Source organism: Vreelandella populi (assembly GCF_003989825.1).
GTDB classification, from domain to species: Bacteria; Pseudomonadota; Gammaproteobacteria; order Pseudomonadales; family Halomonadaceae; genus Vreelandella; species Vreelandella populi.
Genome location: NZ_RZHE01000003.1, coordinates 183,897 through 208,656, shown reverse-complemented (window position 1 = coordinate 208,656; position 24,760 = coordinate 183,897). Strand labels below are relative to the sequence as shown.

18 protein-coding genes and 4 tRNA genes are annotated in these 24,760 nt (G+C 55.6%); 18 read left to right on the top strand and 4 right to left on the bottom strand.

What is annotated here, in order from left to right; all coding sequences use genetic code 11:
• Positions 1 to 2 precede the first annotated feature (2 nt).
• From ELY25_RS02710 to typA, 4 genes are all read right to left on the bottom strand, one after another.
• Entirely contained in the window at positions 3 to 719 is a 717-nt protein-coding gene (locus ELY25_RS02710) for an ABC transporter ATP-binding protein (protein WP_126949826.1), read from the bottom strand.
• A 116-nt stretch (positions 720 to 835) separates the two neighbouring features.
• Positions 836 to 1,606 (bottom strand): ABC transporter ATP-binding protein, encoded by a 771-nt coding sequence (locus tag ELY25_RS02705; RefSeq protein WP_126949745.1) that lies wholly within the window; start codon positions 1,604 to 1,606, stop codon positions 836 to 838.
• Positions 1,607 to 1,651: 45 nt separating this feature from the next.
• Complete coding sequence (locus tag ELY25_RS02700; protein ID WP_126949744.1) at positions 1,652 to 3,100, bottom strand: sodium-dependent transporter; 1,449 nt, start codon at positions 3,098 to 3,100, stop codon at positions 1,652 to 1,654.
• Between the two features lie 249 nt (positions 3,101 to 3,349).
• Positions 3,350 to 5,176, bottom strand: coding sequence for a translational GTPase TypA (typA, locus tag ELY25_RS02695; protein WP_126949743.1), 1,827 nt, complete (start codon positions 5,174 to 5,176; stop codon positions 3,350 to 3,352).
• Between the two features lie 163 nt (positions 5,177 to 5,339).
• Between typA and ELY25_RS02690 the strand changes: the two genes are divergently transcribed.
• The 18 genes from ELY25_RS02690 (at position 5,340) to tuf (ending at position 24,694) form a co-directional block, all read left to right on the top strand.
• Positions 5,340 to 6,323 (top strand): biotin--[acetyl-CoA-carboxylase] ligase, encoded by a 984-nt coding sequence (locus tag ELY25_RS02690; protein WP_126949742.1) that lies wholly within the window; start codon positions 5,340 to 5,342, stop codon positions 6,321 to 6,323.
• Positions 6,320 to 7,159 carry a type III pantothenate kinase gene (locus ELY25_RS02685; RefSeq protein WP_126949741.1) on the top strand — a complete coding sequence of 280 codons (840 nt, stop codon included), beginning with the start codon at positions 6,320 to 6,322 and terminating at the stop codon, positions 7,157 to 7,159. Before ELY25_RS02690 ends, ELY25_RS02685 begins: the two co-directional genes overlap by 4 nt.
• 119 nt (positions 7,160 to 7,278) lie before the next feature.
• Positions 7,279 to 7,362: transfer RNA gene (locus tag ELY25_RS02680), tRNA-Tyr, on the top strand.
• 104 nt (positions 7,363 to 7,466) lie between these two features.
• Positions 7,467 to 7,540: transfer RNA gene (locus ELY25_RS02675), tRNA-Gly, on the top strand.
• A 14-nt stretch (positions 7,541 to 7,554) separates the two neighbouring features.
• Positions 7,555 to 7,629 (top strand) — tRNA-Thr (locus tag ELY25_RS02670).
• Between the two features lie 164 nt (positions 7,630 to 7,793).
• A tRNA-Trp gene (locus ELY25_RS02665) sits at positions 7,794 to 7,869 on the top strand.
• 71 nt (positions 7,870 to 7,940) lie between these two features.
• Positions 7,941 to 8,324, top strand: a complete 384-nt coding sequence (secE, locus tag ELY25_RS02660) for a preprotein translocase subunit SecE (protein WP_185856279.1) — start codon at positions 7,941 to 7,943, stop codon at positions 8,322 to 8,324.
• A gap of 8 nt (positions 8,325 to 8,332) precedes the next feature.
• Positions 8,333 to 8,866 carry a transcription termination/antitermination protein NusG gene (nusG, locus tag ELY25_RS02655; protein ID WP_126949739.1) on the top strand — a complete coding sequence of 178 codons (534 nt, stop codon included), beginning with the start codon at positions 8,333 to 8,335 and terminating at the stop codon, positions 8,864 to 8,866.
• 104 nt (positions 8,867 to 8,970) lie between these two features.
• Complete coding sequence (gene rplK, locus ELY25_RS02650; RefSeq protein WP_018917744.1) at positions 8,971 to 9,402, top strand: 50S ribosomal protein L11; 432 nt, start codon at positions 8,971 to 8,973, stop codon at positions 9,400 to 9,402.
• A 2-nt stretch (positions 9,403 to 9,404) separates the two neighbouring features.
• Positions 9,405 to 10,097, top strand: a complete 693-nt coding sequence (rplA, locus tag ELY25_RS02645; RefSeq protein WP_126949738.1) for a 50S ribosomal protein L1 — start codon at positions 9,405 to 9,407, stop codon at positions 10,095 to 10,097.
• Between the two features lie 305 nt (positions 10,098 to 10,402).
• Complete coding sequence (rplJ, locus tag ELY25_RS02640) at positions 10,403 to 10,906, top strand: 50S ribosomal protein L10 (RefSeq protein ID WP_106374976.1); 504 nt, start codon at positions 10,403 to 10,405, stop codon at positions 10,904 to 10,906.
• A gap of 111 nt (positions 10,907 to 11,017) precedes the next feature.
• Positions 11,018 to 11,389, top strand: a complete 372-nt coding sequence (gene rplL / locus ELY25_RS02635; protein WP_126949737.1) for a 50S ribosomal protein L7/L12 — start codon at positions 11,018 to 11,020, stop codon at positions 11,387 to 11,389.
• 257 nt (positions 11,390 to 11,646) lie between these two features.
• Positions 11,647 to 15,723: a DNA-directed RNA polymerase subunit beta gene (gene rpoB, locus ELY25_RS02630; protein ID WP_126949736.1), complete on the top strand. Its 4,077-nt coding sequence runs from the start codon at positions 11,647 to 11,649 to the stop codon at positions 15,721 to 15,723.
• Positions 15,724 to 15,733: 10 nt separating this feature from the next.
• Positions 15,734 to 19,948, top strand: a complete 4,215-nt coding sequence (gene rpoC / locus ELY25_RS02625) for a DNA-directed RNA polymerase subunit beta' (protein ID WP_126949735.1) — start codon at positions 15,734 to 15,736, stop codon at positions 19,946 to 19,948.
• Positions 19,949 to 20,122: 174 nt separating this feature from the next.
• Positions 20,123 to 20,497 (top strand): 30S ribosomal protein S12, encoded by a 375-nt coding sequence (gene rpsL, locus ELY25_RS02620; RefSeq protein ID WP_009098973.1) that lies wholly within the window; start codon positions 20,123 to 20,125, stop codon positions 20,495 to 20,497.
• Between the two features lie 147 nt (positions 20,498 to 20,644).
• Entirely contained in the window at positions 20,645 to 21,115 is a 471-nt protein-coding gene (gene rpsG / locus ELY25_RS02615; protein ID WP_106374971.1) for a 30S ribosomal protein S7, read from the top strand.
• Positions 21,116 to 21,347: 232 nt separating this feature from the next.
• Positions 21,348 to 23,471, top strand: a complete 2,124-nt coding sequence (gene fusA / locus ELY25_RS02610) for an elongation factor G (RefSeq protein WP_126949734.1) — start codon at positions 21,348 to 21,350, stop codon at positions 23,469 to 23,471.
• 29 nt (positions 23,472 to 23,500) lie between these two features.
• On the top strand, positions 23,501 to 24,694 hold the full coding sequence (gene tuf / locus ELY25_RS02605) for an elongation factor Tu (protein ID WP_126949733.1): 1,194 nt from the start codon (positions 23,501 to 23,503) through the stop codon (positions 24,692 to 24,694).
• The last annotated feature ends 66 nt before the right edge of the window (positions 24,695 to 24,760 follow it).

Genomic DNA, 24,760 nt, shown 5'->3' with positions numbered 1-24,760 from the left:
GGCTAGCCGCCCAAAAAGCTTTTGGCGACATCCGGATCAGCTAAAAGCGCCGCCCCGGTATCCGTAAAGCGGTTCTGTCCGGCCGCCAGTACAAAACCCTTGTCGGCAATGGCGAGCGCCTGCTTGGCGTTCTGCTCGACCATCAGAATCCCGACGCCGGCGGCGTTGATCTGTCTGACCCGGTCAAAGATCTCATTCATGTAGAGTGGCGAAAGCCCGGCGGTGGGTTCATCTAGAAGCAGCAGAGTTGGCTCGGCCATCAGCGCTCGGCCCATGGCGACCATCTGGCGCTGGCCGCCGGAAAGTTCGCCTGCAGGCTGGTGACGTTTTTCGACCAGCGGAGGGAAAAAGGCGTACACCTGCTCCAGCATGCGCTTGACGTTCTGGGGTTTGAGGTAGGCGCCCATCTCCAGGTTCTCCTTGACCGTCAGGCTCGGGAAAACGTTTTTCTCTTGGGGAACAAAGCCCATGCCGCGCTCTACCAGCTTGTTGGGCGGCAGGTTATGGATCGGTTGGCCGTTAAGTAGAATTTCGCCCTGGGTGACGTTTAAAAGCCCGAATACAGCTTTCAGCATGGTGGACTTTCCGGCCCCGTTAGGCCCGACGATGACCCCTACTTCGTTGGCATTTAACGTCATGTTCACCCCGTTGAGGATGTTCATGCCGCCATAGCCACCGTGCACGTCGCGTGCCTCAAGCAAGGGCGTCGTTGATGACATCGGTAATGACATAGAAAAGTGTCTCACAGCGCCGCGTTCACGCGGCATGTTGTCGTAGTTTTTGGTCTTGGCATTTTGCCGTCGTTCTTTATTGTCGTTTTTATACAGGGCGCCGCTTAGGCGGCGTCGGTGCCGAAATAGGCTTCGATGACGTCCGGGTTATTCTGGATATCCTGAATATGCCCCTCGACCATTACGCTGCCCTGGGCCAGCACGATCACCGGGTCGCAAAGTCGAGCGATCATCTCCATATCGTGTTCGATGACCAGAAAGGTGTAGCCCATCTCACGATTTAGGCGTTCAATATTGCCGATCAGATCGCCCAGCAGCGTACGGTTGACGCCGGCGGCGATTTCATCGAGCAACACCACCTTGGCATCGGTCATCATGGTGCGGCCAAGCTCCAGAAGCTTCTTCTGCCCGCCGGAAAGATTGCCGGCCAGCTCGTTGCGCACATGGTGCAGCCCGACGAAATCGATCACCTCGAGCGCTCGCCTGCGTACCTCGGCCTCCTGCTCACGCACCTGGCCCGGTTTAAACCAGGTACTGAACAAACTCTCGCCAGCCTGCTGTGGCGGCACCATCATCAGGTTCTCGAGCGCGCTCATCTGGCTGAATTCATGGGCGATCTGAAACGTGCGCAGCAGGCCCCTGTGAAACCGCTGGTCGGCGCTCAACGCGGTAATATCCTTGCCATCCAGGATGACGCGGCCGCTATCCGGCGTGAGCGCGCCAGCAATCAGGTTGAACAGCGTGGATTTGCCAGCACCGTTAGGGCCTATCATGCCGGTAATGGAGCCTTTTTCGACGTTGATCGAGCAGTCATTGATAACCTGCAGACCGCCGAAGGCCTTGTTAACGTGCTGAACTTCAATAAGAGGTGTCATCGCATCCCCGTGCTTAGGGCCGCATGAGCGGCTTGACTATGGCTATTATTGTGTGAGTTGACGACGCTTGGCTAACCATCGCTGGCTCAGCGCAAAAAGGCTGACTAAAAGCAGCGCGCCTGCTGCCGGTACCAGGTAGCCCTCCACGTAGGGAAGCGTACGCAGGAACACGAATGCAACCGCTGCGGGGCTTACGAACCGCACCAGAAACCGCCAGGTGACAAACCACGTGGCGCTGGTGCCGAGCTCTTTTTTGACTTCCGTTTGGGTCAAGGCCCAGCCTGCAAAGAGGGCAATCATAAGCCCACCCAGGGGCATAAAGACATTGGTCAAAAGCTCAATAAGCTCAAACGCACTGCGCTCGAACAGGATGTGGAAGATCGAGCCTTCCGCCCAGATATTGAAGCTGATGACCGTGAGCAAACCCATCGCCCAGGCCGCAATGACCATGACGGCGACCGCCTGAGGGCGGGTCATGTCAAAGCGTTCGACCAGGTAGGCGGCCACCGGCTCGATCAGCGATATGGACGAGCTGAGCGCCGCGCCCAGTACCAGAATGAAGAAGACGCCGCCAATCAGGGCGCCCATGGGCATCTCGGCGAAGGCCAGCGGCAGCGTGACAAACATCAGCCCTGGCCCTTGAGCGATATCCAGGCCTGCGCCAAACACCAGCGCAAAGATGGCTAGGCCCGCTACCATGGCAACGGCAGTATCGATAAAGGCGATGGCAATGGCGGTGCGGGTCAGCGATGTCTCGCTGGTCATATAGGCGCCGTAGGCCATGATCGCGCCCATGCCGAGGCTCAGGGTGAAAAACGACTGCCCCATGGCCTGAAGCCAACCTTCAACGCTTAAATCCGCCACGTTGAAAGTAAACAGAAAGCTTGCCGCCGCCGCGATATCGCCATTGATCACGCTATACACCAGTACCGCCAGCAGGATTGCAAACAGGGCGGGCATCATGATGCGCAGCCCTGATTCGATGCCCTTGTGAATGCCCATGCCCACGACGATGCCCGAGCAACCGATAAACAGGGTGTGATAGAGCGTCATCAAGGCGGGGGAGGCGAGCAGAGTGGTAAAACCCTCGCTGATGGCTTGCGCATCGGCCTCGAGCAGCGAGCCGGTAAACATCAGCCAGGTGTAGTGAATTGCCCAGCCGGCAATCACCGAGTAGAAACTCAGAATCAGAAAAGCGGCGGCAGCGCCCAGCCAGCCGATCGACTCCCAGACGCGGAAGGTGCGGTGTGTCTTGGTCAGATGGCGCATGCCCATTATCGGGCTGCGACGGCTGGTACGGCCCAGCATGGTTTCGGCAATCAGAATGGGTATGCCGACGGCAAAGATGGTCAGTGCGTACACCAGAATGAACGCCCCGCCGCCGTTCTCACCGATCAGGTAAGGGAAGCGCCATAGGTTGCCAAGCCCGACGGCAGAGCCAACCGCGGCGAGCAGGAACGTGCCGTTGTGGGTCCAGACGTTATGACCGCTCATGTGATCGGTGTCCATGTACGGGTGACTGGGAAGCGTAATCCAGGCACTTGGGTGAGGAAGGGCAGTACGTCTGTCTCGAACTACCAGGCCTACTTTGCGTTAGAAAGCCTCTGCTTTCCAGCACCCTACCGTTTAGGCTGCGTTAACGCGGCGATTTTATCTCCTTTAAAAGCTAATAAATGCAAAACGCCCCCTTGCAGCCGGAGCTGCAAGGGGGCGTCTAGAAGCGATCAGACGAGTGGCTGAGACTTATTTCTTGCCAGCGCGCTTACGCTCGTTTTCGGTCAGGTGCTTCTTACGCAGGCGGATGTGGCTCGGGGTCACTTCCACCAGTTCATCGGAGTCCAGGAATTCGATCGCCTGTTCCAGAGTGAACTTGATCGGCGGCGTCAACACGATGTTTTCATCGTTACCCGTTGAGCGCATGTTATCCAGTTTTTTACCCTTGGTCGGGTTGACCACCATGTCGTTGGCACGGTTGTTGATACCGATCAGCATGCCTTCGTAGACTTCAGTGGCGTGATCGATGATCAGCTTGCCGCGCTCCTGCAGGGCGTACAGGGCATAGGCCAGGGCCTTACCGCCAACCATGGAAACCAGTACGCCGTTACGACGCTCGATAGATGCATCGGGCTTCAGCGGGCCGTAGTGGTCAAAGCGGCTGGTCAGGATACCGGTGCCTGATGTCATAGTCAGGAACTGACCACGAAAGCCGATCAAACCACGCGCAGGAATAATGAAGTCCAGACGAACACGGCCCTTGCCATCCGGGTTCATGTTGGTCATTTCACCTTTACGATAGCCAAGTTCTTCCATGATAGAGCCTTGGTGCTGCTCTTCACAGTCGATGATGACCTCTTCGTAGGGCTCCTGCTTCACGCCGTCGATTTCTTTGATGATAACTTCCGGGCGGCCAACGGCCAGCTCGAAGCCTTCACGACGCATGGTTTCGATCAGTACCGACAGGTGAAGCTCACCACGTCCGGAAACCTTGAATTTCTCCGGTGTTTCACCTTCTTCAACGCGCAGTGCAACGTTGTGGATCAGCTCTTGTTCCAGACGGTCTTTAATATTACGGCTGGTAACGTACTTGCCGTCTTTACCGGCGAACGGTGAGTCATTGACCTGGAACGTCATCGAAACGGTCGGCTCGTCAACGGACAGCGGCGGCAGCGCCTCGACCGCGTTGACGTCACACAGCGTGTCGGAGATCGCCAGTTTATCGATGCCGGTAACGCAAACGATGTCGCCTGCAGTGGCTTCGTTGGTCTGTACGCGCTCAAGACCCATGTGAGTCATGACCTGGCCGATCTTGCCCTTACGCGTCTCACCTTCTTTAGTGATAACGCTGATCTGCTGGCCAGGCTTGACGCTACCGCGCTTGATGCGGCCAAGACCGATAACGCCTACGTAGCTGTTGTAGTCCAGTGCGGAAATTTGCATCTGGAAGGGGCCGTCAACTTCGACTTTCGGCGGCTCAACGATATCAACGATGGCCTGGAACATCGGGTCCATGTTGTCGGCAAGCTCTTCCGGGTCCATGCCGGCAATGCCGTTCAGCGCCGAGCAGTAGATGATCGGGAAATCAAGCTGCTCGTCGGTGGCGCCCAGGTTGTCGAACAGATCGAAAATCTGATCGATAACCCAATCAGGACGCGCGCCGGGGCGGTCAATCTTGTTGACAACCACGATAGGCTTGAGGCCCTGGGAGAAGGCTTTCTGGGTAACAAAACGGGTTTGCGGCATCGGGCCGTCAACCGCGTCCACCAGCAGCAGAACCGAGTCCACCATGGACATGACGCGCTCTACTTCACCACCGAAGTCAGCGTGCCCAGGGGTGTCAACGATATTGATGTGGTAGCCCGTACCATTGCCATCTTGCCACTGAATGGCTGTATTTTTGGCCAGGATGGTAATGCCGCGCTCTTTCTCCTGGTCATTAGAGTCCATAATCCGCTCTTGGCCTTCGGCCTTGCGGTCTAGTGTGCCCGATTGACTTAACAGCTTGTCTACCAAGGTAGTTTTGCCGTGGTCAACGTGGGCGATGATGGCAATGTTACGAAGATTCTCGATCACGACGCGATCCTGCTGGGAAAATAGGGCGGCATTATAGGGTGTCGGTGCGGTCGACTACCAGCGCTGTCTTAAATAAAGCATCAAGTCAATAACCCAAACGCGGCAGTTTTCGCCTCCCTCATGCATCCGTTAAGATAGACGTTTTCCCAGTTGGGGCAAGCACATGACCATCGGTAACCTGATGCGTTTGTTGAGCGATGGCGAGGTTCACTCTGGTGAGCAATTAGGTGAGGCGTTAGGCGTTTCACGGGCTGCCGTATGGAAACAGCTAAAAAAATTGGACGCGCTGGGAGTGGAACTGGTGGCCGTGAAAGGCAAGGGCTACCGACTGTCTCTGCGCCTTGAGCCGCTGGAAGGCGCAAAAATCGTAGAGCGCCTACCGGCTCAGGCGCGCCATCTGCTGGCGCGGTTATTTGTTGAAGACCAACTGCCCTCAAGCAACGAGTACCTGCGCCAGCGTTTCAATCAGGGCGCCGGGCACGGTGAAGTTTGCTTGGTTGAGCTGCAAACCGCTGGCCGTGGTCGGCGTGGCCGGGTATGGACAACGCCCTGGGGGCAAAGCCTGATGATGTCATTGGGCTGGCGCTTTGAAGCGGGGGTAGCCGCGCTTGAAGGGTTGAGCCTGGCGGTAGGCGTGGTGGTATCCCAGGTGCTCGAACAGCACGGTGCCGCGCCCAAGCTTAAATGGCCCAATGATATTCTGTTGGCGGAAACCGATGATGAGCTGGGTAAACTGGCGGGCATCTTGATTGAAGTGACCGGTGATGCCGCCGGCCCCTGTGAGGTCGTTATAGGTATGGGTATGAACCTGTCGCTGAACGATACCCAGCGCGCCGCCATTGACCAGCCGGTAGCCGCGCTGTTTGATGTGCATGGCGGGCTTTCGCGTAATCAGCTGGCTTCTGACATGGTCGCCGGGCTTTTGGCCATGCTGGCGGACTTTGAACAGGTGGGGTTTGGCGCCTGGCATGATGAGTGGAATGCACGTCATGCGTATGCGGGTTTACCCGTACGTATTATTCAAGGAGAGCACGTCAGCGATGCGATCGCAGGCGACGTGGATGAGAGCGGTAACTTATGGGTTACTGAAAACGGTCACTCGCGGCGCTTGGCAGGCGGTGAGATCAGCGTACGCAGGCGCTTATGATTCTGGATCTGGATATCGGCAACACCTTGTCGAAGTGGCGACTCAAGGATGCCGAAAGTAGTGAAATACGCTCGCGTGGAGCAGTGTGGACCCGCGAGGAGTGGCGTCCGGGTGCGGATATACCGGACCTGGACGTAGTAGAAGCAGTGCGTATATCAAGCGTTGCCCGGGCGGCGGTACTGGATGAAACGGTAACGCTACTGCGTCGTCAGGTTCGTCACGTATTTGTCGCGCATTCACAGCCTGAGGCCCTGGGTGTCGTCAACGGCTATGAGGAGCCTGGCCGTCTGGGGGTGGATCGCTGGATGGGGGCGCTTGCCGGGTATCAGCTGGCCGGGGGATGTTGCGCGGTAGACTGCGGCAGTGCGATTACCATAGATTTTGTCCTGCCGGGCGGCGTGCATTTAGGGGGCTTTATTATCCCTGGGCTTCGCCTGATGAAAGAGAGCTTAAAGCTGGGTACGCGTAACGTGGCCATCGACCCGGAAAGCGAGGCAGATGCCTTGCTGGAACCTGGGCGGCGAACGGTGGATGCGGTCAATCACGGTATTTACATGGCAGCCGTCAGTGCAATCAACCGCATCTACAGCGAAGTGTGTGACCAGCAGGGCATCTCACTGCCCATGCTGCTGACCGGTGGCGATGCCCGGGTTGTGTCCCGCGGGGTACAAGTGCCTCACGCCGTATGGCCGGATATGGTCTACGGTGGGTTAGAAGCCAGTTTTCCGCTTACTTTTGCTGAACGGGCGGGCAAGATGTCCGGCGCGCCGCGTGTCCCTGAGCCGGTGTCATTAGAAAAAATTCGTGCAGGGCTTGCATTCTCTATGCTGCTTTGACAGAATGCAGCGCGTTCCAAGGCAGGTAGCAGATACGCAAGTATCGCAAGCTATGATAAATTAAGTAAATATCTAGCTTGACACCGTTTTGGAGGCTGGCATAATGTGCCGCCCAAGATGGAGAGATTCCCGAGTGGCCAAAGGGAGCAGACTGTAAATCTGCCGCGAAAGCTTCGAAGGTTCGAATCCTTCTCTCTCCACCAGATTTAAGCAACAGCGATGTTTGTCGGTGTTGTAGGGTGAAAGCCGGTAGTGGGCATTGTCTATCGTTCGGCGTGCAGCGGCTTGTAATCCTGGCAGCGGTTACGCGGGCGTAGTTCAATGGTAGAACCTCAGCCTTCCAAGCTGATGGTGCGGGTTCGATTCCCGCCGCCCGCTCCAGTTGATGTGTCATTGCTCATGTAGCTCAGGGGTAGAGCACACCCTTGGTAAGGGTGAGGTCGACGGTTCAATTCCGTCCATGAGCTCCATATTGCGAAAAAAGCGAGCCAAGCTCGCTTTTTTTGTCTTTGCATTTAAGCGTTGCCTTGTATGGGCGTTTGATGCTGAAAAGGGTTGTCAAGCGGTTAATTCTCCGCTATCATGGCGCCCGCTGTTGTTTGGGCTTGACTAAGTGGTCCGGCAACGATGATACAGGCCAGTAGCTCAATTGGCAGAGCAGCGGTCTCCAAAACCGCAGGTTGGGGGTTCGATTCCCTCCTGGCCTGCCAACCTTCCCCAGGTTGGTATGTCTTTAAAGAATTCCATTGTCGCTCGCTGTACCCTGAGGAGTCTCGTTTTTATGAAGCCGAGTTCTATAAAACATGGCGCTGAGGTGCAACAAGCGCGTCATGACGGGCTCAAGTGGGCGGCAGTTATAGCGCTGCTTGTCGTCGCTATTGTAGGTAATACCTATTTCACCGATATTGGTCTGCTCTACCGCGTGCTGGGTGTGGTGGTGCTGTGTGCGCTTGCAGGTGTAATTGCGCTCACCACAACCAAAGGCCGTGATTTGAGAGAACTTGCCGTTAGCGCCAAGAAAGAGATCCAGCGCGTTGTATGGCCGACCCGTCCCGAAACGATTCAAACCACCGCGATTGTCCTGGTGGCTGTTCTCGTGGTGGGTTTGATGCTGTGGTTGATTGATACTCTTCTTGGCTGGGCAATGTCCGGCGTCATTGGTTAGGAGCTTTCATGTCCAAACGTTGGTACGTCGTTCACGCCTATTCCGGCTTTGAGAAGCATGTTATGCGCTCACTTATTGAGCGCGTAAAAATGCACGGTATGGAAGATCGCTTTGGCGAAATTCTGGTGCCGACCGAAGAAGTCGTTGAAATGCGTGACGGCAAGCGCCGCAAGAGTGAGCGCAAGTTCTATCCCGGCTATGTACTGGTCGAGATGGAGATGGCCGACGAAACATGGCATCTCGTCAATGAGACGCCGCGCGTCATGGGCTTTATTGGCGGTACCAAAGAAAAGCCAGCGCCGATTACTTCCCGTGAAGCCGATGCGATTCTGCGTCGTGTGAAGGACGGTACCGACAAGCCGCGGCCCAAGACCATGTTTGAGCCAGGTCAGTCGGTGCGCGTTATCGATGGTCCATTTGCAGACTTCAATGGCGTAGTTGAAGAAGTCAACTACGACAAGAGCCGCCTGCAGGTCAGCGTATTGATCTTTGGGCGTGCAACACCTGTTGAGCTAGAGTTTTCTCAGGTTGAGAAAGAGTAAGCTGCGGGTTAAGAAAACGTCATAAATTCGTAAGAGGCAGCCGTTGGCTGTCTCGCTAGTCCCGGGGAGCCGCAAGGCGTTATTACCCAAATGGAGTAACTACCATGGCCAAGAAAGTCCAGGCTTATATCAAACTGCAGGTAGCTGCAGGTAAAGCCAATCCAAGTCCGCCCGTAGGCCCAGCGTTGGGTCAGCACGGCGTGAACATCATGGAATTCTGTAAGGCGTTCAACGCTGCGACTCAAGAAATTGAGCCCGGCCTGCCGACGCCTGTCGTGATCACTGTCTATTCCGACCGTAGCTTCACGTTCGTTACCAAGACTCCGCCTGCTGCCGTGCTGCTGAAGAAAGCCGCTGGTATCAAGTCGGGCTCTGGTGAGCCGAACAAGAAGAAAGTCGGCACCGTGACTCGCGAGCAGCTTGAAGAGATCGCCAAGACCAAGGAGCCTGATCTGACGGCTTCTGATCTCGATGCCGCCGTACGTACTATCGCAGGCAGCGCTCGTAGCATGGGCCTTAACGTGGAGGGTCTCTGATCATGGCTAAACTGTCTAAGCGCGCGAAGGTAATTCGCGAGAAAGTAGATGCCAACAAGGCTTACTCTCTGGAAGAAGCGGTTGCACTGCTCTCTGAGCTGTCTACCGTCAAATTCAACGAGTCTGTTGATGTCGCGATCAACCTTGGCGTTGATCCGCGTAAATCTGACCAGGTTGTTCGTGGCGCTACCGTAATGCCTAACGGCACCGGTAAAGACGTACGCGTAGCGGTCTTCACTCAAGGTGCTAACGCCGATGCTGCTAAAGAAGCAGGCGCTGACATCGTGGGTATGGAAGAGCTGGCTGAGCAGGTGAAGAAGGGCGTGATGGACTTTGACGTCGTTATCGCTTCTCCGGATGCCATGCGCGTTGTCGGTCAGCTGGGCCAGATTCTGGGTCCGCGTGGCCTGATGCCGAACCCGAAAGTCGGCACCGTAACGCCTGACGTGGCGACTGCTGTCAAGAACGCCAAAGCCGGCCAGGTACGTTTCCGTACTGACAAAAACGGCATTATCCACACTACGCTGGGTAAAGTGACGTTTGATGCGGCATCCGTTCAGGGTAACCTGGAAGCGCTGGTTGCTGACCTGAAGAGGCTCAAGCCGAGCTCCTCTAAAGGTATTTACTTTAAGAAAGTCACCCTGTCCACTACCATGGGCCCAGGTCTGACTATCGACCACTCTGCGCTTGTATAAGCAGGTCGTCGACAGGTTTTAAGTAAGAACCGAGCAAGAACTTTGCGGTCCTCTGGTTAGGTAAACCTGCCGGAGCACCGTCAAAGACCGCAGGTGCCGCGCTGGGTGTTCTCATCTCAACGCGGCTTAATTGCCTAAAGCGCCTGCGCAGATGGTGTGGCCGCCAGTTGGTTGTAGCTTTTTTAGCGACTTCGCTTTCTGGTGAGCACCATCCCCTAAGGCTTCCAGTGCTCGTTATATTAGGCCTGGAAGAGATGGTAACCTCCGAAGCCTTGAAAAGGTTTCGGCACGAAGGAGTGATCACTGTGCCACTAGCACTTGAAGGCAAGAAAGCGATTGTTGCCGAGGTCAGTGAAGCGGCCAAGGGCGCACTCTCCGTCGTAGTTGCCGATTCTCGCGGTGTAACGGTCGGTAAAATGACCGATCTGCGTAAGCAGGCACGTGAGAATGGTGTAGAGCTGCGCGTTGTTCGCAACACGCTGGCTCGCCGCGCCCTCGAGGGCACTCAGTGGGAGTGTCTGAACGAGAGCTTTGTTGGTCCGACTCTGTTGGCTTTCTCTACTGATCATCCGGGCGCTGCCGCTCGCTTGTTCAAAGATTTTGCTAAAACCGAGCAGAACTTCGAAGTGAAGGCGTTGGCCTACGAAGGCGAACTGATCCCGGCTGCTGACATCGACCGTCTGGCAACCCTACCGACTTACAACGAAGCAATTGCCAAGTTGATGTCGGTAATGAAAGAAGCCTCCGCTGGCAAGCTGGTTCGTACCCTGGCCGCTCTGCGCGATCAGAAGCAAGAAGAAGCTGCGTAAGCAGACCTTTTTGCAGGCGGCGTGAACGCTATGTCGATTGCGTTGCCTGAACCGAGCAATGAATCCCGAGTCCTCGGCCGACCGAGACTCCCGCAAAGTTAGGAATGAAAAATGGCACTGTCTAAAGACGATATCATCAATGCTGTAGCCGACATGTCCGTAATGGAAGTTGTTGAGCTGATCGAAGCAATGGAAGAGAAATTCGGCGTATCAGCTGCTGCAGCTGTTATGGCTGGCCCGGCTGGCGGCGGCGAAGCTGCTGCAGAAGAGCAGACTGAATTTGACCTGGTTCTGACTGCTGCTGGTGACAAGAAAGTTAACGTCATCAAAGCCGTTCGCGAAATCACCGGTCTTGGCCTGAAAGAAGCTAAAGGCGCTGTTGACGGCGCTCCGGCAACTATCAAAGAAGCCATGTCCAAAGACGACGCAGAAGCAGCAAAAGCGAAGCTGGAAGAAGCGGGCGCAACCGTCGAGCTCAAGTAATTCTTGTGCTGATGGCTTTACGCGCTGCGTAAGCTTCCACGGCTGGCGGCGGGTCTTCCCGCTGCCGGCCTTTTTCTGTTGCAGCCTGAAGGTTGCAACAGGAACACAGTAATACCGTTGTTGTAACACTGTTATCGATCAAGATTTTCGACGGCGAGCTACCGATTTAGGAGCTTGCTGTCTGCGTCTGACACGCCCGCGCAGGGCAGCGATGACCACGCATCGGTCACCCATGGTGAACAAGCTGGGGAATACAGATGGCTTACTCATATACTGAGAAAAAACGCATCCGCAAGGATTTCGGCAAACTGCCCCAAGTGATGGATGTGCCTTACTTGCTGGCCATCCAGCTTGATTCCTATTACGACTTTCTCCAGCAAGATCGTTCGCCTGACGAGCGTCACGAAGTTGGCCTGCATGCGGCGTTCAAGTCCGTGTTCCCGATTGAGAGCTTCTCCGGTAACGCAGCACTTGAGTACGTCAGCTATCGCTTTGGTACGCCGGCGTTCGATGTTAAGGAGTGTCAGCTGCGCGGCGTGACCTATTCCGCCCCGCTGCGCGTCAAGGTTCGCTTGATCATTTACGATCGCGATTCCTCGAACAAGGCAATCAAGGATATTAAAGAGCAAGAAGTCTACATGGGGGAAATCCCCCTGATGACTGAGAACGGTACCTTTGTCATCAACGGTACTGAGCGGGTTATTGTTTCCCAGCTCCACCGCTCGCCCGGTGTGTTCTTCGATCACGACAAAGGTAAGAGCCACTCATCAGGCAAGTTGCTCTACTCTGCCCGCGTGATTCCTTACCGTGGTTCCTGGTTGGACTTCGAGTTCGACCCCAAAGACAACGTGTTTGTACGTATCGACCGTCGCCGTAAACTTCCGGCTTCGGTACTTATGCGTGCCTTGGGCATGAGCGCTGAAGAAATTCTGAATGAATTCTTCGACACCAGCGTTTTCCACATCGAGAAGTCCGGCTTCTTCGTGGAACTGGTGCCATCACGCCTGCGCGGTGAGACCGCTACCTTTGACATCAAAGGCGGCGACGGCGAGATCATTGTTGAAGAAGGGCGTCGGATTACCCAGAAGCACATTCGCCAGCTTGAAAAAGCCGGTCTTGAGCGTCTGGAAGTGCCGATGGAGTACCTGTTCGGCAAGACGCTGGCCAAAGATCAGATTGATACCAAAACTGGTGAGCTGATCTGCCCGTGCAACACCGAAATTACGCCTGAAGTGCTTGAGCGTATGGCGCAGGGTGGTATTACCCTGATCGAAACGCTTTACACCAACGACCTGGATTGCGGTTCGTTTATTTCTGACACCTTGAAGCTCGATACCACAGGTTCGCAGCTTGAAGCGCTGGTTGAAATTTACCGCATGATGCGTCCTGGCGAGCCGCCCACCAAGGAAGCAGCCGAAACGCTGTTCCACAACCTGTTCTTCACTGAAGACCGCTACGACCTGTCGGGCGTGGGTCGCATGAAGTTCAACCGCCGCCTGCGTCGCGATTCCGACACCGGCTCTGGCGTGCTCGATCGCAAGGACATCCTTGATGTGCTGCGCGAGCTGATCAATATCCGTAACGGCTTTGGTGACGTTGACGATATCGATCACCTGGGCAACCGTCGTATTCGCTGTGTTGGCGAGATGGCCGAAAACCAGTTCCGTGTAGGTCTGGTGCGCGTTGAGCGTGCGGTGAAAGAACGTCTCTCCATGGCGGAAAGCGAAGGTTTGATGCCGCAGGATCTGATCAACGCCAAGCCGGTTGCGGCGGCGGTGAAAGAGTTCTTCGGTTCAAGCCAGCTTTCACAGTTCATGGACCAGAACAACCCGCTTTCGGAAGTTACCCACAAGCGTCGTGTGTCTGCACTCGGCCCGGGTGGTCTGACACGTGAGCGTGCCGGCTTTGAAGTACGTGACGTACACGCCACGCACTACGGCCGTCTTTGCCCCATCGAGACGCCTGAAGGCCCGAACATCGGTCTGATCAACTCGTTGGCCACCTACAGTCACACTAACAGCTACGGCTTCCTTGAGACGCCGTACCGCAAGGTTAATGCGGGTCAGGTGACTGACGATATCGTTCACCTGTCAGCGATCGAAGAGGGTGATTTCGTTATCGCCCAGGCATCGGCGGCGGTTGACGAGTCCAACAAGCTGAGCGATGACTTGGTACAGGTACGTCACCGTGGTGAGACTACCTTCATGCGTCCTGAGCAAGTGACGCTGATGGACGTTTCTCCTCGTCAGGTCGTATCGGTAGCTGCTGCTCTGATCCCGTTCCTGGAGCATGATGATGCTAACCGCGCCCTGATGGGTGCGAACATGCAGCGTCAGGCCGTTCCCACCCTGCGTGCTGACAAGCCGCTCGTGGGTACCGGTATGGAGCGTTTTGTTGCGCGTGACTCTGGCGTATGTGCCGTAGCGCGTCGTGGCGGTGTGATCGACTCGGTAGATGCGCGTCGTGTGGTAGTGCGGGTTAACGAAGATGAAATCATCGGTGGTGAAGCCGGCGTTGATATCTACAACCTGACCAAGTACACGCGTTCTAACCAGAACACCTGCATGAACCAGCGCCCCATCGTGCGCCCGGGTGACAACGTAGCGCGTGGCGATATTCTCGCCGACGGCCCGTCTGTCGATATGGGTGATCTGGCACTGGGTCAGAACATGCGTATCGCGTTCATGCCCTGGAACGGTTACAACTTCGAGGACTCCATCCTGCTTTCCGAGCGGGTCGTTCAAGAAGACCGTTTCACCACTATCCACATTCAGGAACTGACCTGTGTGTCTCGCGACACCAAGCTGGGCCCGGAAGAGATCACGTCCGATATTCCCAACGTGGGTGAGTCGGCACTGGGCAAGCTGGATGAGGCGGGTGTTGTCTATATCGGTGCCGAAGTTGGCCCGGGTGACATTCTGGTCGGTAAGGTAACGCCGAAGGGTGAAACCCAGCTGACGCCGGAAGAGAAGCTGCTGCGTGCGATCTTCGGTGAGAAGGCGTCTGATGTCAAAGATACCTCCCTGCGTGCCCCTACTGGCATGAAAGGTACGGTTATCGACGTTCAGGTCTTCACCCGCGACGGCGTTGAGAAGGACTCCCGTGCGCTTGCCATTGAGCAAATGCAGCTTGATGAAGTCCGTAAGGACCTACAGGAAACCTACCGTATTGCCGAAGACGCCACGTTCGAGCGTCTCAAGCGTACGCTGGACGGCCAGGCGGTCAATGGTGGTCCGAAGCTCAAGAAAGGCGACGTGCTCGATGAAGAGTACCTCGACGAGCTGCCGCGTCAGCAGTGGTTCAAACTGCGCATGCAGGATGAGTCCTACAACGAGCTTCTGGCTCAGGCTGACGAGCAGCTGGAAAACCGCCGTAAAGAGATGGATGAGCGTTTCGAAGACAAGAAGCGCAAGCTGACCCAGGGCGACGATCTCGCACCGGGCGTGCTGAAAATCGTCAAGGTCTACATGGCTGTCAAGCGTCGCATCCAGCCTGGTGACAAGATGGCCGGTCGTCACGGTAACAAAGGTGTTATCTCCGCGATCATGCCGATCGAGGACATGCCGTTTGACGAGAAGGGCGAGCCGGTTGACGTCGTGCTCAACCCGCTGGGTGTACCGTCACGTATGAACGTGGGTCAGATTCTGGAAACCCACCTGGGTATGGCTGCACGTGGTCTGGGCGTCAAGATCGACGCCATGCTGCGCGACGCACGCGGCCAGCAGGTTGCCGAGATTCGCGACTTCTTGGGTCAGGTGTACAACACACCTGGTGCTCGCGCTGAAGATCTGGATTCACTCAGTGATGAAGAAGTCATTGCGCTGGCCAAGAACCTCAAAGGTGGTGTGCCCATGGCCACGCCGGTATTTGATGGTGCCAAAGAGCACGAAATCAAACACCTGCTGAAGCTTGCTGACATTCCTGAGTCAGGCCAGATGGCGCTGTACGACGGCCGCACGGGTGATTCGTTTGACCGCCCGGTAACCGTTGGTTACATGTACATGCTGAAACTGAACCACTTGGTAGACGACAAGATGCATGCGCGTTCTACCGGTTCTTACTCGCTGGTTACCCAGCAGCCCTTGGGTGGTAAGGCGCAGTTCGGTGGTCAGCGCTTTGGTGAGATGGAAGTGTGGGCGCTGGAAGCTTATGGCGCAGCCTACACCCTGCAGGAGATGCTCACCGTCAAATCGGATGACGTCGAAGGCCGCACCAAGATGTACAAAAACATCGTGGATGGCGACCACACCATGCAGGCGGGCATGCCGGAATCCTTCAACGTACTCGTGAAGGAAATCCGCTCGCTGGGCATCGATATCGAGTTAGAGAGCTAGGAGCCGTCATATGAAAGATTTGGTGAAAGTACTCAAATCGCAATCTCAGTCCGAAGAGTTTGACGCGATCAAGATTACTCTGGCGTCGCCGGACATGATTCGCTCCTGGTCTTTCGGCGAGGTGAAAAAGCCTGAGACCATCAACTACCGTACCTTCAAGCCGGAACGGGACGGTCTGTTCTGCGCCAAGATCTTTGGCCCGGTAAAAGACTATGAGTGCTTGTGCGGTAAGTACAAGCGCATGAAGCACCGCGGCATCATTTGTGAAAAATGTGGCGTTGAAGTTACCAAGGCTGCCGTGCGCCGTGAGCGCATGGGCCATATTGAGCTGGCTTCTCCAGTTGCGCACATCTGGTTTTTGAAGTCGCTGCCGTCGCGTATCGGCATGTTCCTTGATATGACCCTGCGTGATATCGAGCGCGTGCTGTACTTCGAGTCCTTCGTTGTTATCGATCCAGGCATGACCACGCTTGAGCGTGGTCAGCTTCTGAACGATGAGCAGTACTTTGAAGCGCTTGAAGAATTCGGCGATGACTTCGATGCCCGCATGGGCGCCGAAGCGGTGCAGGAACTGCTCAAAGACATCGATCTGGAAGAAGAGATCAATACGCTGCGTGAAGAAATTCCGCAGACCAACTCTGAAACCAAGATCAAGAAGCTTTCAAAGCGGCTGAAACTTCTGGAAGCGTTCTACCACTCCGGTAACGCGCCGGCGTGGATGGTCATGGAAGTGCTGCCCGTGCTGCCGCCGGATCTGCGTCCGCTGGTACCGCTGGACGGCGGCCGCTTCGCGACCTCCGATCTTAACGACCTTTACCGTCGTGTGATCAACCGTAACAACCGCCTGAAGCGCCTTCTCGACCTTAACGCGCCGGACATCATCGTGCGCAACGAGAAGCGTATGCTTCAGGAAGCGGTCGATGCACTGCTGGATAACGGTCGTCGTGGCCGCGCGATCACGGGCTCCAACAAGCGCCCGCTGAAATCGCTCGCCGACATGATCAAAGGTAAGCAGGGTCGTTTCCGTCAGAACTTGTTGGGTAAGCGTGTCGATTACTCGGGCCGTTCGGTTATTACCGTTGGTCCGACCCTGCGCCTGCACCAGTGTGGTCTGCCGAAGAAAATGGCGCTCGAGCTGTTTAAGCCGTTTATCTACTCCAAGCTTCAGTCGCTGGGCTTTGCCTCAACGATTAAAGCCGCGAAGAAGATGGTTGAGCGCGAGCTGCCCGAAGTGTGGGACATCCTTGCCGATGTTATCCGCGAACACCCGGTACTGCTTAACCGTGCACCGACACTTCACCGTCTGGGTATTCAGGCGTTTGAACCGCTGCTGATCGAAGGTAAAGCGATTCAGCTGCACCCGTTGGTGTGCGCGGCCTACAACGCCGACTTCGACGGCGACCAGATGGCGGTACACGTACCGCTGACACTGGAAGCCCAGCTTGAAGCCCGTGCGTTGATGATGGCCACCAACAACGTGCTGTCGCCCGCTAACGGTGAGCCGATCATCGTACCGTCGCAAGACGTTGTTCTGGGTCTTTACTACATGACCCGCGAAAAGATCAACGCCAAGGGCGAAGGCATGGTGTTCTCCGACCTCAACGAGGTAGAGCGCGCCTTCGGTACCCAGTCAGTATCGCTGCACGCCCGCGTCAAGGTGCGTCTGGACGAGATCGACATTGAAGAAGAGACCGGCGAGAAGTCATTCCACCGCCGTCTGTACGAAACCACGGTTGGCCGTGCGCTGCTGTTCCGCATTCTGCCCGAAGGCGTGCCGTTTGCGCTGATCGATCAGCCGATGAAGAAGAAGGCGATTTCCGGCCTGATCAACGAAGTGTATCGCCGCTCCGGCCTCAAGCCGACGGTTATCTTCGCTGACCAGCTGATGTACACAGGTTTCCGCTTAGCGACCTGGTCGGGCGCTTCCATCGGTGTTAACGATTTCGTTATCCCGGATGCCAAGACCGAGATCGTTGACGCGGCCGAAGCCGAAGTCAAAGAGATCGAAGACCAGTTCTCCTCTGGCCTAGTAACAGCGGGCGAGAAGTACAACAAGGTTATCGATATCTGGTCCAAGGCCAACGATAAAGTCGCCAAGGCGATGATGGCGGGTATCTCGAAAGAGACCGTTATCGATCGCGATGGCAACGAGGTTGAGCAGGATTCGTTCAACAGCGTTTTCATCATGGCTGACTCCGGTGCCCGTGGTTCTGCCGCCCAGATCCGTCAGCTTGCCGGTATGCGTGGCCTGATGGCCAAGCCGGATGGCTCGATCATCGAAACGCCGATCGTAGCCAACTTCCGTGAAGGTCTGAACGTACTTCAGTACTTCATCTCGACCCACGGTGCACGTAAGGGTCTGGCGGATACGGCCCTGAAAACGGCCAACTCCGGTTACCTGACCCGTCGCCTGGTCGATGTGGCACAGGATCTGGTCATCACCGAGGTCGACTGTGGCACTGAGAACGGTCTGACGCTGCATCCGATCATCGAGGGTGGCGACATCATTGTACCGCTGTCCCAGCGCGTACTGGGTCGTGTAGTTGCCCAGGACGTTGTTGATCCAGGCACCGAGGAAGTGTTGATTCCGCGTAACACGCTGCTTGACGAGAAGTGGTGTGCCGAGCTCGACACCATGGGTGTGGATGAGATTATCGTACGCTCGACCATTACCTGTGATACGCCGCACGGCGTGTGTTCTTGCTGTTACGGGCGTGATCTTGCACGCGGTCACCAGGTCAACATTGGTGAGTCTGTCGGCGTTATCGCCGCTCAGTCCATTGGTGAGCCGGGTACCCAGCTGACCATGCGTACCTTCCACATCGGTGGCGCGGCATCGCGTTCATCAGCCGTGGATAGTGTACAGGTCAAGCACGGTGGTAAGGTTCGTCTGCACAACATCAAGCACGTAGAGCGTGCCGATGGCAAGCTGGTAGTCGTGTCGCGCTCCAGCGCCCTGGCTGTCGCTGATGACCATGGTCGTGAGCGTGAGTACTACAAGCTGCCCTACGGTGCTGAGCTGTCCGTACGCGATGGCGACGTGGTCGATGCCGGTGCGATGGTCGCCAAGTGGGATCCGCACACCCACCCGATCATTGCTGAGGTAGAGGGTAAGGCTCAGTTCATCGATCTTGACGAAGGTGTCACCATGCACCGTAGCGTCGACGAGATGACCGGCCTTTCCTCTATCGAGGTTATCGAGTCTGCTGCGCGCCCGATGGCTGGTCGTGACAAGCGCCCGATGGTCATGCTGCAGGACGCCGCAGGTGAGTATGTGTCGGTTTCCGGCTCGAACACGCCAGTGCAATATCTGTTGCCGGGCAACTCGATCATCTCTGTAGATGACGGCTCAACTATCGGTGTGGGTGAGGTTGTTGCCCGTATTCCGGTTGAAGCATCGGGTAACAAGGATATCACCGGTGGTCTGCCGCGCGTTGCCGACCTGTTCGAAGCGCGTAAGCCGAAAGAATCAGCGATCCTTGCCGAAATCAGCGGTGTTATCAGCTTCGGTAAAGAGACTAAGGGTAAGCGTCGTCTGACGATTACTCCGGAATCTGGCGATCCGTTCGAAGCGCTGATCCCGAAATGGCGTCAAATCGCCGTCTTCGAAGGTGAAACGGTTGAGAAGGGTGAAGTCATCTCTGATGGCCCGAGCAACCCGCACGATATCTTGCGTCTGCTGGGCGTTGCGGAGCTTGCCAAGTATATTACGGCCGAAGTACAGGACGTTTATCGTCTGCAGGGTGTAGGCATCAACGACAAGCACATCGAAGTTATTGTGCGTCAGATGCTGCGCAAAGTAGAAATTGCCGATTCGGGCGATTCTGACTTCATCACCGGTGACCAGGCTGAGCTTGTTCGCGTGCTGGAGCAAAATGCTCGTCTTGAGAAAGAAGGTAAGTTCCCAGCGAAGTATCAGCGTCTGCTGCTGGGTATTACCAAGGCGAGCCTGGCGACTGAATCGTTCATTTCCGCGGCCTCCTTCCAGGAGACTACCCGCGTACTGACCGAAGCGGCCGTTACCGGCAAGCGCGATTATCTGCGCGGCCTGAAAGAAAACGTGGTAGTTGGACGTCTGATTCCGGCAGGTACCGGTCTGACTCACCACGCAGAACGTCGCCGCAAGCGCGAAGACGTTGAGCGTCTGTTCAATCCCTCAGCGAATGAGGTAGAGCAGGAGCTTGGAGCACAGTTGACAGCACTTGATACTGACGACGAGCTCTAAAATAGAGTAGTAAAAAAAGTATCTGGCCCTGACGACGCTATCTTGCCGGTTAAACCGCCGGCAAGACTTGACGCCGGCTAGGGTCAGCCTTTAGAATGCGCAGCCTTTAACAGTGGGGTGGGTGCGCCCGCAGCCGCTGGAAGGCCAGGCAACCATTGGAGTCAGCTAAACACCATGGCAACGATTAATCAGCTAGTGCGTAAGCCGCGCAAGCGCCCCGTTACTAAAAGTGACGTGCCCGCGCTGCAGGCTTGTCCGCAAAAACGCGGCGTATGTACGCGCGTATACACCACTACCCCCAAGAAGCCGAACTCGGCCCTGCGTAAGGTTTGCCGTGTGCGCCTGACCAACGGTTTCGAAGTTTCTTCTTACATTGGTGGTGAAGGTCACAACCTGCAGGAGCACTCTGTTGTTCTGATTCGCGGCGGCCGTGTAAAGGATTTGCCAGGTGTGCGTTATCACACCGTTCGTGGCGCCCTTGATACCTCCGGCGTACAGAACCGTAAGCAGGGTCGTTCCAAGTACGGTACCAAGCGTCCGAAGTCTTAAGACCGCTTGCCGTCTCGCTGCGTAATGCAGCGTAATGTTCAAAATGAATATGACGGTCTGATAAGAGTAAGGTCGGGCAATGCAAGGTATTGAATGCCTAGCGCGAGTCCCGGGTTTACCTGAAGGATCCTTAATTGAGGGCTTATCATGCCTAGAAGAAGAGTTGTAGCTAAACGCGAAATCCTGCCGGATCCTAAGTTCGGAAGTGAGCGTCTGGCGAAGTTCATGAACCACCTGATGGTCAGTGGCAAGAAGTCCATAGCTGAACGCATTGTTTATGGTGCGTTGGACAAGGTTGCCGAGCGTAGTAAAGAAGAGCCGCTGGAAATCTTCGACAAGGCGCTGGAAACTATCCAGCCGATGGTCGAAGTAAAGTCGCGCCGCGTAGGTGGTGCGACCTATCAGGTGCCGGTTGAGGTTCGTCCGTCACGCCGTCAAGCGCTCGCTATGCGCTGGCTGGTAGACGCGGCACGTCGTCGCGGTGAAAAAACGATGGTTCAGCGTCTGGCTGGTGAAATGCTGGATGCGGCAGAAGGTAAAGGTTCGGCTGTTAAGAAGCGCGAAGACGTGCATCGTATGGCCGAAGCCAACAAAGCTTTCTCGCACTATCGTTTCTAAGAGCGTCGCTTCTAAGAACGGCGTTTCTAGGTACGGCGTTTGTAAGCGCAGTGTTTGTAGAGTTCGCGTTTATATATGCACGTTGTTTCAGCATGGCGTCGTTGAAAGTGGTAAGTCGAGTCGCTTTGTTGCAACACCCCGCCGCTATCATGTTGTGATGGCGGCGGTGGCGTAAGGCTCACTTTCACCGCTGCTAAATTAACGAGCATCGCCAACTAACGGGAGTTTCACCGTGGCACGCAAGACACCACTTAAGCGTTATCGCAATATTGGTATCGTAGCGCACGTCGACGCGGGTAAAACCACGACGACTGAACGCGTCCTGTTCTATACCGGCCTTTCTCACAAGGTAGGTGAAGTACACGACGGTGCTGCGACGACAGACTGGATGGAGCAGGAGCAAGAGCGTGGTATTACTATCACCTCTGCGGCTGTAACCACCTTCTGGCAAGGTATGGCCAAGCAGTTCGACGAGCACCGCATCAACATCATCGATACGCCTGGGCACGTTGACTTCACTATCGAAGTTGAGCGTTCTCTACGTGTTCTTGATGGTGCGGTCGTTGTACTGTGCGGTTCTTCCGGCGTTCAGCCGCAGACCGAGACCGTATGGCGCCAAGCCAACAAGTACGAAGTACCGCGTATGGTCTTCGTCAACAAGATGGACCGTACCGGCGCTGACTTCTTCATGGTCGTTGACCAGTTGAAAGAGCGTCTGGGCGCGAATGCTGTGCCGATCCAGATTAACTGGGGCACAGAAGAAGACTTTAAGGGCGTTGTCGACCTTATCCAGATGAAGGCTATCCTGTGGGATGAAGCCAGTCTGGGTATGAACTTTGAACTCGTTGATATTCCGGCTGAGCTGCAAGAAACTGCCGAGAAGTATCGCGAGCAAATGGTTGAGGCTGCTGCCGAAGGCTCTGACGAGCTGATGGAGAAGTACCTGGAAGGTGGTGAGCTGACGATCGAAGAGATCAAAGCTGGCCTTCGTGCGCGTACTCTGGCTAACGATATTGTTCTGGTTACCTGTGGTTCTGCCTTTAAAAACAAAGGCGTTCAGGCGGTACTGGATGGCATTATCGAATACATGCCTTCGCCGACTGAAGTTAAGGCGATCGAAGGTGAGTTGGACGATAAAGACGGCACCATCGCTACGCGTGTAGCAGATGATGATGCTCCGTTTGCAGCGTTGGCATTCAAGATCGCGACCGACCCCTTCGTTGGTACGCTGACCTTTATCCGCGTCTACTCGGGCGTTCTGAAATCTGGTGACGGTGTTTATAACTCCGTTAAGCAGAAGAAAGAGCGTGTTGGCCGTATCGTTCAGATGCACGCCAACTCACGTGAAGAAATCAAGGAAGTACTCGCCGGCGATATCGCTGCGTGTATCGGCCTGAAAGACGTCACCACAGGTGACACCCTGTGCGATATCGATAACAAGATTGTTCTCGAGCGCATGGAGTTCCCGGATCCGGTTATCTCGGTAGCCGTTGAACCGAAGTCCAAGGCTGACCAGGAAAAAATGGGTATTGCACTGGGCAAGCTGGCTCAGGAAGATCCCTCTTTCCAGGTTAAAACCGACGAAGAAACCGGCCAGACCATTATATCTGGTATGGGTGAGCTTCACCTGGACATCATCGTTGACCGTATGCGTCGCGAGTTCAAGGTTGAGGCGAACATCGGTAAGCCGCAGGTGGCATACCGCGAAACTATTCGCGGCAATGTCGAGCAGGAAGGTAAGTTTGTACGTCAGTCCGGTGGTCGTGGTCAGTACGGTCACGTTTGGCTGCGTATCGAGCCGCTGACTGCTGCAGACAAGGGTGAAGGCGAAGACGAAATCTTCTTCAAGTTCAACTCTGAGATCGTAGGTGGTACGGTTCCGAAGGAATACGTCCCTGCGGTGGAGAAAGGCGCTTACGAGCAGCTTAAAAACGGTGTCATCGCGGGCTACCCGATGATCGACGTTAAAGTGACGCTGTTCGACGGCTCCTTCCACGACGTAGACTCTAACGAGACTGCGTTCAAGATTGCTTCTTCTATGGCAGTGAAGGAAGGTGCCAGGAAGGCCAAGGCCGTGCTGCTGGAGCCGGTGATGAAGGTCGAAATCGTGACTCCCGAAGAATTTATGGGTGACGTCATGGGTGACCTGAGCCGTCGTCGCGGTCTGGTGCAGGGCATGGATGACTCTTCTGCTGGTAAAGTCATTCGTGCAACGGTGCCACTGGGTGAGATGTTCGGTTACGCAACCGACCTGCGCTCACAAACCCAGGGCCGTGCGAGCTACTCTATGGAGTTCGCGAAGTACGAGGAGGCGCCCTCCAGCGTCGTTGAAGCCGTCATCAATCAAAACGGTTAACCGTTAGCTAACGTAAAGAGGTTATAGCAGTGGCTAAGGAAAAATTCGAACGTTCCAAACCGCACGTCAACGTCGGCACCATCGGTCACGTCGACCACGGTAAAACGACTCTGACAGCGGCCCTAACCCGCGTGTCTGCTGAGGTTTTCGGCGGCGACTGGCGTGAATTCGATACTATCGATAACGCTCCTGAAGAGCGCGAGCGTGGTATCACCATCGCGACTTCACACGTGGAATATCAGTCAGAAGAGCGTCACTACGCTCACGTTGACTGCCCAGGACACGCTGACTACGTCAAGAACATGATCACCGGTGCTGCGCAGATGGACGGCGCGATCCTGGTATGTTCTGCCGCTGACGGCCCGATGCCGCAGACTCGCGAGCACATCCTGCTGTCTCGTCAGGTTGGCGTTCCGTTCATCGTTGTGTTCCTGAACAAAGCGGACATGGTCGATGACGAAGAGCTTCTCGAACTGGTAGAGATGGAAGTTCGCGAACTCCTCGACCAGTACGACTTCCCGGGTGACGACACTCCGATCATCACTGGTTCTGCGCTGATGGCTCTGAACGGTGAAGATGAGAACGGCATGGGTACTACCGCTGTTGCTAATCTGATCAAAGCTCTGGATGAGTACATCCCTGAGCCGGAGCGTGCTATCGACCAGCCGTTCCTGATGCCGATCGAAGACGTATTCTCTATCTCTGGCCGTGGTACTGTTGTTACCGGTCGTGTAGAGCGCGGTATCGTTAAAGCCGGTGAAGAAGTGGAAATCGTGGGTATCCGCGACACCACCAAAACCATCGTTACCGGTGTTGAAATGTTCCGCAAACTGCTCGACGAAGGTCGTGCTGGTGAGAACGTTGGCGCCCTGCTGCGTGGTACTAAGCGTGATGACGTTGAGCGTGGTCAGGTTCTGGCCAAGCCGGGCACCATCCACCCGCACACTACCTTCGAAGCAGAAGTTTACGTACTGTCCAAAGAAGAAGGCGGTCGTCACACGCCTTTCTTCAAGGGCTACCGTCCTCAGTTCTACTTCCGTACCACTGACGTAACGGGTACTTGTGAACTGCCGGAAGGTGTTGAAATGGTAATGCCGGGCGACAACGTTCAGATGGTTGTTACTCTGATCGCTCCAATCGCCATGGATGAAGGTCTGCGCTTCGCGATTCGCGAAGGCGGCCGTACCGTTGGTGCTGGTGTTGTGGCCAAAATCGTTCAGTAATCATTTTACTTGAATGAGAAAGGGGGCTCCTGGGAGCCCCCTTTTCTGCGCACCATTAGCAAATGT